Raw genomic sequence first — 12,411 nt, forward strand, 5'->3', positions numbered from 1 at the left:
GATTACAGCCCCGCCAGCAGCTCATAAGATCGCAGCTTTTTCTCATGATCGAAAATCAGGGCATTGGCCATGATTTCATCGGCCTGGGTACGCTCAGTCAATTCGATCAATCGGGTCCGGACAGTGTCCTGATCACCGTGAATAGATTCCCGCAGTTGTTTTTCGATCTGGTACTTTTCATGGGGCAGCCAGACCGATTCCATGCTCCAGACCGGAGGCGGAATTTTGCCCTGGACGCCGCGTATCATATTAAGAAACTTCTGCTTTTCCGTGGTGCCCAGATACTGCGCTTCGTCATTTGTGTCCGCCACTATGATGTTCACGCCTATCATGACATACGGTTTATACAGCTGCTCTGAAGGCTGGAAATGCTCACGGTAGATCTGTATCGCGCTCATCATGGCATCCGGTGCGAAGTGAGAGGCAAACGCAAACGGTAGGCCTTTGATGCCTGCCAGCCGGGCACTGTAAGTGCTGGAGCCCAGCAGCCAGATCGGCACAGAAGAGTCTGAGCCAGGGTAGGCCCTGACCGGCTGATTGGGCGAGACTGGCCCCATGAAAAACTGCAACTCTTCCAGCAGTTCATCAAAGTTGGGCTCCATGCGATCCGGATCGCGGCGCAATGCATGCATGGTCGGGTAGTCGGTGCCCGGCGCGCGGCCCAGCCCGAGATCGATACGATTGGGATACAGTGCCTCCAGTGTGCCGAACTGCTCGGCAATCACCAGTGGCGCATGATTGGGCAGCATTACCCCGCCCGAACCCAGCCGGATGGAACTGGTTTGCGCACCGATGTGGCTGAGCAGCACAGCGGTGGCGGCACTGGCAATATCGGGCATATTGTGGTGTTCAGCCAGCCAGAACCGCTTGTAACCCCATTTTTCAGCATGTTGCGCTAAAGAGACAGATCGCGCGTAAGTGGACGAGAAATCAGCCCCTTCAGCAACAGGGGCTAGATCTAAAATTGAGCGAGGCGGTAGCGTCATGGACCCTTCTTTTTCATATCAACAATGCATGATTGCCTGACTATGCCTGTTTATTTTAGCCCGGTAAACAGACAGAATATTGCTTACATCTATTGACTATTTTGCTGATTGTTCAATGCCGGCCTGAACCTGCTCTGGGACATGATTCGAGCGCTCAAAGGCCATTTCTTCGTGGATCCTGTCTTCAAACTGCATGAAGAGTTTGAGGTAGTTATTATCAAACCGCTCGCCTTCTTTGGACTCGCCCAGCCAGGCTTGATAGAGACCGGCAGACAGCTCGTCATCGACCCGTTTGTACGCAGATTTCTGTTGCTGGGCCAGACGAGGCGGGTGGCCCAGCTCACGCAGGGCGGCGGCGCCAATTTCCAGCGCGGAATGATAGGTTTCAGATTCAATCACATCGGCACCTGCCTGACGTAGCCGGTAACTGTGGCCCCGGTCATAGGCCCGGGCCAGCACCTTGACGTGCGGATAGCTGTGCTTGATATGTTTGACCAGCATGATGCTGCTTTCCTGATTGTCCATCGCAACCACTACCATAGCGGCCTGTTCTATCCCTGCAGTGTGCAGCAGGTCCGGGCGGGTGGCATCGCCAAAATAGGCCTTGGTGTTGATTCTTCGCATGGTATCTATGATGGTTGACTGGTGATCCAGCACCACAGTTTTCACGCCGTTGGCGATCAGCAGGCGGTTGACAATTTGCCCGAAGCGGCCGATCCCGGCAATGATCACAGTACCTTGTTCATCAATATTATCCGCTTCGCGTTCGTTGGAAGAGTGCTCAAAGCGCGGCAAGATGACTTTGTCGTAGAAAATGAACAGTCCGGGGGTGAACATCATCGACAGCGCAACCACCAGAGACAAGGTTTGCGCCAGCTCCGGGGGCAGCACATGGTTCTGGACGGTGAAACTGATCAGAACGAACCCGAACTCACCGGCTTGCGCCAGACTCAGGGCAAACAGCCAGCGGTTACTGTTACGAATCCGGAAAATCAACGCCAGCAGGAAGAGCACCAGTGCTTTGATCAGCATGATGCCCAGCGTCAGACCAATTACAGTAAAGAATTCGCTGAACAGAATGCTGAAATTGATCCCGGCACCAACCGTTATAAAGAACAGGCCCAGCAGCAGCCCTTTAAAGGGATCGATGTTGGATTCCAGTTCATGTCGGAATTCACTGTTCGCCAGCACCACACCGGCAAGAAAGGTGCCCAGCGCAGGAGACAGGCCAACCAGACTCATCAGGATAGAGACGCCCAGTACCAGCATCAGAGCGGTGGCGGTAAAAATTTCCCGCAGGCCAGAACTGGCAACAAAGCGAAATAAGGGCCTGCTGAGGTAGTGGCCGCCAACTACCACAAAGGCAATGGAGGCTGTAATGACCAGACCATAAGCCCAGCCGGGTAATCCGGCCACCAGACTCAGTTCTTCATGATGTTCTGCCGCCGCCGCTGTTGCCGATTGTGCCTGCGCAATTAACTCGGGCAATGCCAGCAGTGGTAACAGCGCCAGCATAGGGATCACGGCGATGTCCTGAAACAGGAGTACTGAAAAAGCATTTTTACCGCCTTCGGTCCGGCCCAGTCTTTTTTCGTTGAAGGTTTGCAACACAATGGCCGTAGAGGACATCGCCAGTATCAGGCCAATGGCCAGCGCCAGCGTCCAGGGCAATTCGAAAAGCAGTCCCGCGCCGGTAAAAGCAAGGGCAGTCAGACCGATCTGTAAGCCACCCAGCCCGATGAGCCTGTGTCGCATGGCCCAGAGTGATTTTGGCTCCAGTTCCAGGCCGACCAGAAACAGCATAATTACCACACCAAACTCGGCAAAATGCTGAATAGAGGTGGTTTCTTCGCCCACTAAGCCAATCACCGGCCCAATGACCACACCAGCAATCAGATAGCCAAGTACTGAGCCGAGGCCAAAACGCTGCGCCAGCGGTACGGCAATCACGGCGGCACTCAGATAAATAAAGGCATAGATAAGATATTCCGTCATGTTGCTTCCCTTTGACTGACGTAGCGGGTGAATGTTGTGTACAGACTGACAGTTATATGTCAGTGAGAGGTATTTTCAAAGGTGTCTTTTGGTGTTGGTGTGAGTGGAGACGTTGAGCGATCAATGATCTCTCGTGGGTCCGTCTCACTCAATATCTCACAGCAATGCAGTGATAAAACATGGGGGCTTTGAAGTCAGCATCAGGGAATAAGAACAAATTTTCCAAAGTGCTGCCGTTGCAAAAACTCAGTCTGAGCTTGCGCTATCTGTGCAAGAGGAAAGGTTTTAGCCACTAACGGTCTAATTTCGTTTTTCTCTATGTAGCGAACTATGTTCGGGAAAACTGGCTCATCCCATGCCGTTGTACCTATAAGAGAGATATCTTTGAGATAGAGTTTACGAAGATCAATGTTTACAATCGGCCCAGCGATAGCCCCTGATGTTACAAGACGCCCTCCTCGTTTCAGTATTGTCAATTGCTGACCAAAGTTTTCACCAGCAACATTATCGATGACGACATCAACACTGTTCTCTCCCAGTGTGTGAAGGAGATCGGCATTGCGGTCTATAACGTTATCAACGCCTAATGTTTGTAAAGATTGGTGATTGCTTTTTGAAGCAACGGCAAAAACACGCGCTCCGCGACGTTTCGCGAGTTGAATAGCGGCGGATCCGACCCCGCCAGATGCGCCCATGACTAAAACTGTATCAGAATGCTGGACGTTAGCTCTGTGCAGCATGTTCTCTGCAGTACCGAATGCACAAGGTATGCTAGCGAGTTCCACATCGCTCCATTGAGTATGAACAGGAAAAACTTCATGAGCGGGCACTTTCACGAATTCAGCAAACGCACCATCAAAGTCCGATGCCATCCAGATGTTATCAAAGTCGTTAAAGCCGTTCGTTCTCATGCAGGGTCTTACCAAGACGCGTTGCCCGATGAGCGGTTTATCTGTGCTGTTCGCTGCCTCTACCACGATGCCACAGCAATCTGTCCCCTGAATGAGAGGGAAAGGGGTTTCTTTACTCCAGCCACCATCACTTAACGTATTAAAATCACTTTGCTTGGCCATTTCATTCGTCGAGGTGTTTACGTTACCGGAGTACCAACCCATTCGCGTATTGATTTCAGTGTTGTTGACACCTGCAGCAAGTACCTTTATCAGCACCTCTCCGGCAGTAAGTTCCGGAACAGGCATATCTTGATAAACGAGTTTATCGAGACCACCTTGCTCAATGGTGACAACTGCTTTCATTGTTTTATGTGGTTTCATATCCGAATTCCGGCAAGATAAACGGGTAGTACAGTGTCGAGTCGATAACGCTAAGTATAGTAATCGCCGTAGTTTCGCGGTGAGGTATGAATCTTCAACAAAGCAGATTTTCTTCAAGCTGCGGAGATATTGCTTTATTAAGAAGGATTTTGAAGCACTTCCGTTGCAGAAATCGCACAGTATGTCAGTACAAGGTAGCTGGCACTGTATAATCACTCTTCGAGTACAGAAGCTTTACTCTTAGCCATTATTGAAACCCAAAAGCTCAGATAATTGGAAAGTGCCAGGCAGATTGATGAAGGGGAGCGGAGAGGTGGCCGTCGTTGTCACACTTTTATGCTTTTAACAGTTAGTTTGAGCAGCAAAATGGTAATGGTTTTTTTATTACCATGCACTTTCTGAATATAAAAGACACACCGGGCTCAAGCGGACACACCAACAGATCTAAACATCTCTTCAAGTTTAGAGATACGATCAGACCCAGATTATGCGCAATATTGATCTATCACGGGTTACCGATTTGTTCATGGCTGGCGAACCCAATCCAACAAAAAGGTAACCCTGTTCACTGCACTATATCAGCGCCTAAGCGGAGAGTTCTTTTCGAACAATTTCAGCGCCTGCGCTTAAAGCATTGAGCTTGCCTTGTGCGATTTCACGAGGCAGGGGAGCCATGCCACAGTTGGTACACGGATAGAGCTTGTCGGCATCAACAAACTGGAGTGCTTTTCGCAGCGTATCAGCGACTTCCTCGGGTGTTTCAATGGCATTGGTTGCCACATCAATGGCACCGACCATTACTTTTTTACCCCGAATCAGTTCAAGCAGCTCGATGGGCACACGAGAGTTGTGACATTCCAGAGAGATAATATCAATATTCGATTGTTGCAGTTTAGGGAAAATTTCTTCGTATTGCCGCCACTCAGAACCCAGGGTCTTTTTCCAATCTGTGTTGGCTTTAATGCCATAGCCATAGCAAATATGGACAGCGGTTTCGCATTTCAGGCCTTCAATGGCTCTTTCTAAGGTCGCGATCCCCCAGTCATTGACCTCATCAAAGAACACATTAAAAGCGGGTTCATCAAATTGAATAATATCCACACCTGCCGCTTCCAATTCTTTGGCTTCCTGATTAAGAATTTTGGCAAATTCCCAGGCGAGTTTTTCACGACTTTGATAATGGGCATCATAAAGGGTATCTATCATTGTCATAGGGCCTGGCAGAGCCCATTTTATCGGCTGCTTGGTTTGCTGACGTAAAAATTTGGCATCTTCAACAAACACCGGCTTTTGACGGCTGACCGGCCCAACAACTGTCGGTACACTCGCCTCATAGCGGTCACGAATTTTAACTGTCTTACGATTCTCAAAATCAACACCGCTCAGGTGCTCAATAAAGGTAGTGACAAAGTGCTGGCGCGACTGCTCGCCATCACTGACAATATCAATCCCGGCATGTTGTTGTTCATGCAATGACAAACGTAACGCATCCTGTTTGCCTTCAATGAGGGCCTGATCCTGCAGTTTCCAGGGAGACCAAAGCGTCTCAGGCTGCGCGAGCCAGGAAGGTTTTGGTAAACTGCCTGAAGTCGAAGTAGGTAATAATTTTTTCATAATAAATAATCTTATATTTTGGTTAATCAAAGAACGTAATTGGCTGACCATTGATCAAGAATAGCTTGATAGGGTTTTATGAATTGCTCTTCAGCGAATTTTCCCTGCTCAATAGCCAACCGGCTGCGTTCTTCCCGGTCATAAACAATTTGAGTTAATGAATGGTCCTGATTCTTCAAATTCGGCTTATAACATTGTCCGGCAGCAGAATTTGCATTATAAATCTCAGGCCTGTAAATCTTTTGAAAGCTTTCCATCGTGCTGATGGTGCTGATAAGCTCAAGGTTCGTATAATCACTCAGCAAATCACCATAAAAGAAAAATGCCAAAGGCGAAACACTATTTGGTGGCATAAAATATCGAACCTGCAAACCCATTTTTTTGAAGTATTGCTCAGTCAGAGATGATTCATTTGGTTGGTATTCAACACCTAATACAGGATGCTTATTTTCAGTCCGGTGATAGGTTTTGTTATCAGAAACACTCAGACATATCACAGGTGGCTTGTGAAAGTGTTCTTTATAGGCTTCTGAATTTAAGAAACATTTAAACAGGTTGCCATGTAAGTTGCCAAAATTATCCGGAATGCTAAAGCTGGCTTTGTCTTTATTATGCTCCAGCAGTAAGACACTAAAATCATAATCCCGGACATAGGAAGAAAAATTATTGCCGACAATGCCTTCAATGCGTTGGTTGGTTTTGTGATCAACAATATTCGTTTTCAAAATTTCAATCATAGGAAATGCATTATCATTACCTTTGATATCAGCATTGATATTCATGTCAACGGAAATGATTTCAAGCTCGACAGAATAGCGGTCTCCTTTGGGATTATCCCAATGTGCCAGGGCATTAAAACGATTGTCAATCATCTTTAGCGTATTACGCAGGTTCTCTTGGCGATTATTTCCTCTGGCCAAGTTAGCAAAGTTAGTTGTGATACGAGTATTGTCTAAAGGATGATAATTCTCATCGAAACAAATCTTCTTTATCGTAAATCTAAAATCATTATTCATTGTGTTCGGTATCCAATTTCCTGAGAAAAAGCCTGCATGTATTTTTTGTTCTTCTGGACGTTATAATTTGTTTTTAATATTTTCAGTCAGAAGCTTTCACAGCCTTTTTGATTTTCGTCTTATCGCCTAACTAAGAATCAACTGTCACATTGCACAAAGTTAACCGCTGAGCTTGTTTTATACTTGGCTCGTTACATGAATAAAATTGATTTTATTTCATCAATCTATGAGCCAGGCTCATAAGTCGTGGTCATCGAACGATTTCAGCTGGGGCAACCCAATCAGACAGGGGAGAAATGCAGGACGAAGTGACGGCTGCCCGGCGGTACCGGGAGCGCCTGCAACCGGTCCGGACAACACCCGCGAAATCAAAGACATTTCTGGTTACTGCTTGTGCCAGCAAAGAGTAACTGGCGCGCGGCTAACTATGCTGAGAGGAACACAGAACTCAAGCGCGGCATAGCTCATACCCGGGCATGGTTCTCACCCAGACATACCATCAGATCACACCACTATACAACCTCGGTGCACTGTCATGGCAGTTGGGCGGGTAATGGACTGCATCACTGCTAGTAGAAGTGGCGATAGACCACATTGAACTGGCCTTCGCTCAGACCCGTCATGTCAGCATATTGAACGCCAAGATCAACTGCACTGTTTTCAAGGCCAAGATAAGTCATCGAGACAGAGGCTTTATGTTTGAAATCACTGCTCGCATATTGATTCCAGACTGTGTTCGCCAAAAAGGCCATTTTTATATCGTGGCGGAGGTAGCTGAACAGACCCATATCAATAGCGAATGCTCCCCAGGCCTTTTCGGTATTCATTGACAACTCAGTACCGAAAGTTGCAAAGATATTAACCGCATTGTTTACCTGATGACTCAGCCCTAATCCGCCAGCGATAAAAAAGCGCTGATTATCCCTTTCGGTAAAATCAGTTCCCCGATCCCATTGAACGGAAAAATGACCAGACAGTCCCCCAAAAAAGGGATCATAAGGCAGATAGCTTTGTATGCCGTACAGCGTAAAGTTGTCGAGTTTGAAAGTATGTTCACTGGCACTGACTGATATTTTCATCAACGCCAGCGATGATTCGCTGAATGCGTTGCGGTTGTCATCAGCCAGTATATGCGAGGCCGGTAACCAGGTTGTTGTGAGCGCTTGATCGCCTTCTGTCGACCATCGCGTACCGATCTGCCATTGGGCATCTTTATTCCGTTTGATCGGATTTTTGAATTCACTCAAATCGACTGCGTAGGACGAAAAATGCGTCTCATAGCCAGCCAGTCGTCTGTTGTTTTCACTATAAGACTCAGGAGTGATGCTCCCATTGTCCAGCAAATATTGATTCATTGCCTGGGTGAATTCCCAGGTTAGGAATTGCTCTTCGGCGGGAACGTCTGTGCCGTTGAAGCGGGTTTGTAAATCGCCTTTACTGAGTTGATCCAGCAGCGATTGCTTGGTCGAATCTTGCTGATTGGCACCATATGCACGCAACTTCCAACCGGTTGAAGGCGTAATGCTGGTTTGCTGAATCATGTGATGCTGGCTTGCCAGTTGTATCACATCCAGTGGGCTAAGCCAGTCACGGCGGTGTTTCATTAGATCCGGGTTGGCAATTGCGAGTAAATTCAGCGTAATGGATGCACAATTTTGGTTGTGGAAAAAATAATCAATCCGGGTTTCTTTTAATTCCCACAAATGTAATTGAATAAGTTGTTTAGTTCTTTCTGAAATATCCAGCTGGTATTCAAATACATTTCTGCCTTCGATGTCTTTATAAAAATTCAGGCTTTCCTGATAGGGCGAAACAATAAAATAACCTTCTTTCCCTACGACCAGAGAATCGAACATGATTTTGGGTAAATTGAATCCATCGACTTCCGTAAAAAATGAGACAGCATGACCTGGATCTGCTTCATTCTCACTGAGCTTGATAAAAGTATGGCCCATGAAGCTGCTGGGGCTCATCAGGTTTTCTGATGCATAGGCAAGACTGATTGTCTTTGCAGACACCGCATCTAAAAACTCCTGTAATTCAGGGCAGCGGGAAAAATCCGGGGGGGCGATCTGGGGACGGTATTCAGACAACCACTGTGCTCTGGCCGGAAAACGACAGGTGTAATCCTGAGCCTTTGCAGGGTTTGTCAGTTGCGCTAAATTGGCTTCAATTTCTACCTGAATATTGGTTGGCTGGGACGAGAAATAAAAACTGGCGTCGTCGATATTGAGTGACTGATCACTCACGTGAAGCAATGTGGCGAACTGGGCTAAGGCAAAGGCGTCATCGCTCACAGCGGCAGAAGGCACAATGCTTAACGCGACTGCAGGCTGGAAGGCCGAGACACAAAAAAAAGAAGCCCCGAAGAGGCTTCTCAACATCAGTTGTTCATCAAACTGCATGGTTAGCTGAAACTTAGTTACAGTTAATTTGCAGGGTATCCTGGTAACGCCACATCTTTTCAGAAGCGAAGTCGGTTGTTGAGCCGAATGCACCACCAGACAGGATGTTCACAAAGAAAGTAGGCTCAACTTCTTTGTTCAGTGCGATTTGCTGCTCACATTGTTCTGAAGTTACTTTCAGCGTTTTGTTTTTATTTTCTTTCTTCACTGTGATAATGCCCGGCGCAGTTTGCTCGATGCCATCAACTTCCACGGTGAATTTCTTACCAGAAGAAGACACAACATTAATGCGCTGATTTTCGTCAGTCAAAATTGTTGAACAACCAACAGCAGTCAGTGCCGCACCTGCAATAACTAGGCTTTTCAATACTTGCATGAGATATCCAATAGATAATAATGATAATAAGCGCGAAGATTATACATTTAATTTTGTATTTGACAATAATCTGACATGGGGTGTTTTTTATTTTGTTAAATATTTGTGTTGATTTTTTAATTAAAATTAAATCTGTTTATTGCAAAGATACAATATTCAAATGTGTCTTCATATCATCCTAAGTTTCACATTGCTCTTTAGAGTCTGTATCTTCCTTTAAGGTATTATATTATTCGAATAAAGAATATCTTTGATGTTCAGTCAGAGTGCGGTTTTTGGTTTCATTGAAGGTGGATTTCTAGGCTGGTACTGTTTGAAATACATTTGATTTTGTCCGGAAAGCCGGAATGTTTAGTTTCATCGGAGGAGTGTTGCTTCATATTCCATGTCTGCAGGTCGCATGTTGTACTATTCTGTACTGGGAGTTAACGGCTGGGGGCTGTGGCCGGATTAAAGCAATGATACTTGTCAGTTGGCATCAAAGGATTAAAGGAAAATGAAAAAACTAACGTTACTGATCATTCTTGGGTTTTCCGCAATGAGTGCTCATGCCGAAGTTAAAGACACTATTAGTGATATGACAAAGGGACTTGTGAAATTTACGAAAGAAATCTCAAGTGGTGTCACTGAGGGTTTCAAAGAGGGAAGAAGCGCGACAGAAAGTTCCGATGGCTCCATTGTCGTGACGAATGAAAAAGAGACACTTGAGTATATCGACATTGATTTGTTGAGCTTGTCTCCTAAGAAAGATTCGAATCAGACGGTTGTCGAACTCAGCTTCAAAAATCGTCATCACAAGCCGGTGAAAATCACAGGGCTGAGTGAAGAAGGCGCTTTACTGACTATTGATAAAGACGGCTTTTCTCATACCCTGTCAAACGGGCTTCAGATTGAGTTCATCGTGCCCAACGAAGCTGCGAAAAAATATGCCTTCACTTTTTACGGCGACGCATCGCAAGTGAAACAAGTGAGAGTATGGCGGAAAACTTATGAGGTAAAGGACTAGCTTCCCCGCATGGCTGATATTTCTCTGTAAGAGAGCATAATTGCGCTGATGACTTAAATGCCTTTACCACTATACAACCTCGGCGCACTGCGGTGCGGTAAATGGATTAAATTCAGATTATTGTGTCGTGCCCAGCGCACTGTCATGGCGGTGGGGGCGGATAAGGTTACCAGGGTGCTGATTTTGGCGCGGACTGCCTTCTGGATCAGCTCCAGACTGCACCGGCTGGTCATGACGGCGAAGCCGGATTGCGGATTGATGCGGGCGGTTGCCATGGCGCCGATCAGTTTGTCCAGTGCGTTATGCCGGCCGATGTCTTCCCGGCAGAGTTGAATGTCTCCTGCGGCATCGACGTATAACGCGGCGTGCAGTGCGCCACTGCTGCGGGCGACTTCCTGCGCTTCACTGATCCGCGCACGTAAATTGTGCAGCAGGCTGGCTTGAGGTGGCGGGACAGGCGTGAGTGGTGTTAAAGGCGGCAGTGCCTGTTCGATGGCTTCCACACCACAGATCCCGCAACCGCTGGTGCCCGCCAGTTGCCGACGGTGGTTTTTCAGCGACCAGAAAGCCCGGTTAGAAATTTCCACCTCGGCATGATGCGAATCGCATCCGGCGGTCAGGGTGATCTCGTAAATTTCACCTACTGAACGGACAATGTCATTGCTCAGACTGAAGCCTTTGACGAAATCTTCAATATTGCCCGGTGTCACCATCATCACCGCCTGACTGATGCCGTTATAGCTGATCGACAGTGCGGTTTCGCAGGCTAATACGGCACTGTCTGAGATTGGAGTGCCACCAGGCTCAATGTCATCGTGCAGCTCAACATAGCGGAATGCATCAGGCGAAGGCGGAGCGGCATTCACATCCGTGATTTCAGATTGCTGGTTATCAATGTCGTTCATCTTGTTGCCTGATGTTGGTGTTAAATGCAGATATTAAACAGGCTACTCAACAGCCCGGCGGAAGTCCAATGGCTTGTTTTGATGGACTGATAAGCGCGACTTTTGCGCTTTGCTGCTGTTCTGTTTCTGGTGGTGCTATAAGTCTTCGAATCTCAGAGAAAAGCGGCCATGCTTAATCATGATGTAAATCAAGTAACTGCTGCGCAGTATTGATGTTTTGCAGCCGGGGATCGTTCAGCGCGCAGTCGACGGCCACCACCTGATGGCGGGTGAGAATCGCCATCAGGCTGCGCTCACCTGAATGCCAGGCCTGTTGCAATGCAGGAAGCAGACGTTTGGGGATCAGGCTGAACATAGGTTGCCACTGGCTGCCCTGTCGAATCATGGCGGGCCGCGGCATGTCGGCAGAGGCGGCATCCAGAAGCTGACGCACAAGGGATTGGTCTATCATGGGTGCATCGCAGGGAAACAGCAGCAGCCAGTCGTGTTTTGCCGCAGCCAGTCCTTTCAGAATGCCGGTTAACGGGCCGGGAAAGCCGGAGATATCGTCTGTCAGTATATGGTCGCAGTAACGGGCGTACTGATCGGTGTTGCGGTTGCAGGAGATGAGCAGGTCATCTGTCAGCGGCCTGACAACGTCAAACAGGCTGGCAATTAACGGCCTGCCGCGAAAGGAAACCAACCCCTTGTCTTTGCCTCCCATTCGGGAACCCTGTCCGCCGGCAAGAAGGAGTACGGAAAAGGATGGGGGAGTGAGTGTCATGGTGAGAGCGGCCTGGTAAAAAATACCCCTAAAAAATATAACGTTTTTGCGTGTCAGTCCAATAAAGGAGA

At 47.6% G+C, this 12,411-nt stretch carries 11 protein-coding genes; 1 reads left to right on the plus strand and 10 read right to left on the minus strand.

The features are described 5' to 3' along the window. Positions 1–2: 2 nt before the first annotated feature. From D6M16_RS02975 to D6M16_RS03005, 8 genes are all read right to left on the minus strand, one after another. A complete protein-coding gene (locus D6M16_RS02975) occupies positions 3–986 on the minus strand; it encodes an LLM class flavin-dependent oxidoreductase (protein WP_120510503.1) in 984 nt (327 codons plus the stop codon). Positions 987–1,082: 96 nt separating this feature from the next. Beyond that, the gene (locus D6M16_RS02980; protein WP_120510504.1) at positions 1,083–2,981 is read right to left on the minus strand and encodes a monovalent cation:proton antiporter-2 (CPA2) family protein; all 1,899 of its coding nucleotides are present in this window, start codon (positions 2,979–2,981) and stop codon (positions 1,083–1,085) included. Between the two features lie 200 nt (positions 2,982–3,181). Beyond that, a complete protein-coding gene (locus D6M16_RS02985; protein WP_205576820.1) occupies positions 3,182–4,255 on the minus strand; it encodes an alcohol dehydrogenase family protein in 1,074 nt (357 codons plus the stop codon). Positions 4,256–4,840: 585 nt separating this feature from the next. After that, positions 4,841–5,869: a methionine synthase gene (locus tag D6M16_RS02990; protein WP_205576821.1), complete on the minus strand. Its 1,029-nt coding sequence runs from the start codon at positions 5,867–5,869 to the stop codon at positions 4,841–4,843. A 26-nt stretch (positions 5,870–5,895) separates the two neighbouring features. Continuing rightward, positions 5,896–6,885, minus strand: coding sequence for a DUF1852 domain-containing protein (locus D6M16_RS02995; protein ID WP_120510505.1), 990 nt, complete (start codon positions 6,883–6,885; stop codon positions 5,896–5,898). 237 nt (positions 6,886–7,122) lie between these two features. Further along, complete coding sequence (locus D6M16_RS22370) at positions 7,123–7,263, minus strand: hypothetical protein (RefSeq protein WP_205576822.1); 141 nt, start codon at positions 7,261–7,263, stop codon at positions 7,123–7,125. Between the two features lie 191 nt (positions 7,264–7,454). Further along, positions 7,455–9,269 carry an Lnb N-terminal periplasmic domain-containing protein gene (locus tag D6M16_RS03000; protein ID WP_162940905.1) on the minus strand — a complete coding sequence of 605 codons (1,815 nt, stop codon included), beginning with the start codon at positions 9,267–9,269 and terminating at the stop codon, positions 7,455–7,457. A gap of 34 nt (positions 9,270–9,303) precedes the next feature. Further along, positions 9,304–9,666, minus strand: coding sequence for an adenosine deaminase (locus D6M16_RS03005; protein ID WP_120510507.1), 363 nt, complete (start codon positions 9,664–9,666; stop codon positions 9,304–9,306). Positions 9,667–10,162: 496 nt separating this feature from the next. Between D6M16_RS03005 and D6M16_RS03010 the strand changes: the two genes are divergently transcribed. Further along, positions 10,163–10,672: a hypothetical protein gene (locus D6M16_RS03010; RefSeq protein ID WP_120510508.1), complete on the plus strand. Its 510-nt coding sequence runs from the start codon at positions 10,163–10,165 to the stop codon at positions 10,670–10,672. A gap of 53 nt (positions 10,673–10,725) precedes the next feature. On the opposite strand, the gene fdhD is transcribed toward D6M16_RS03010, so the two are convergent. Continuing rightward, entirely contained in the window at positions 10,726–11,577 is an 852-nt protein-coding gene (fdhD, locus tag D6M16_RS03015) for a formate dehydrogenase accessory sulfurtransferase FdhD (RefSeq protein WP_120510509.1), read from the minus strand. 172 nt (positions 11,578–11,749) lie between these two features. Further along, complete coding sequence (mobA, locus tag D6M16_RS03020) at positions 11,750–12,340, minus strand: molybdenum cofactor guanylyltransferase MobA (RefSeq protein ID WP_120510510.1); 591 nt, start codon at positions 12,338–12,340, stop codon at positions 11,750–11,752. Positions 12,341–12,411 lie beyond the last annotated feature (71 nt).

Source organism: Photobacterium salinisoli (assembly GCF_003614885.1).
GTDB lineage: Bacteria > Pseudomonadota > Gammaproteobacteria > Enterobacterales > Vibrionaceae > Photobacterium > Photobacterium salinisoli.

Coding starts and splice junctions, on each gene's coding strand:
- D6M16_RS02985 (WP_205576820.1), bottom strand. CDS start 4,255: ATGAAACCACATAAAACAATGAAAGCAGTTGTCACCATTGAGCAAGGT.
- mobA (WP_120510510.1), bottom strand. CDS start 12,340: ATGACACTCACTCCCCCATCCTTTTCCGTACTCCTTCTTGCCGGCGGA.
- D6M16_RS03005 (WP_120510507.1), bottom strand. CDS start 9,666: ATGCAAGTATTGAAAAGCCTAGTTATTGCAGGTGCGGCACTGACTGCT.
- D6M16_RS03000 (WP_162940905.1), bottom strand. CDS start 9,269: ATGTTGAGAAGCCTCTTCGGGGCTTCTTTTTTTTGTGTCTCGGCCTTC.
- D6M16_RS02980 (WP_120510504.1), bottom strand. CDS start 2,981: ATGACGGAATATCTTATCTATGCCTTTATTTATCTGAGTGCCGCCGTG.
- D6M16_RS22370 (WP_205576822.1), bottom strand. CDS start 7,263: ATGTCTTTGATTTCGCGGGTGTTGTCCGGACCGGTTGCAGGCGCTCCC.
- D6M16_RS02990 (WP_205576821.1), bottom strand. CDS start 5,869: ATGAAAAAATTATTACCTACTTCGACTTCAGGCAGTTTACCAAAACCT.
- fdhD (WP_120510509.1), bottom strand. CDS start 11,577: ATGAACGACATTGATAACCAGCAATCTGAAATCACGGATGTGAATGCC.
- D6M16_RS02995 (WP_120510505.1), bottom strand. CDS start 6,885: ATGAATAATGATTTTAGATTTACGATAAAGAAGATTTGTTTCGATGAG.
- D6M16_RS02975 (WP_120510503.1), bottom strand. CDS start 986: ATGACGCTACCGCCTCGCTCAATTTTAGATCTAGCCCCTGTTGCTGAA.
- D6M16_RS03010 (WP_120510508.1), top strand. CDS start 10,163: ATGAAAAAACTAACGTTACTGATCATTCTTGGGTTTTCCGCAATGAGT.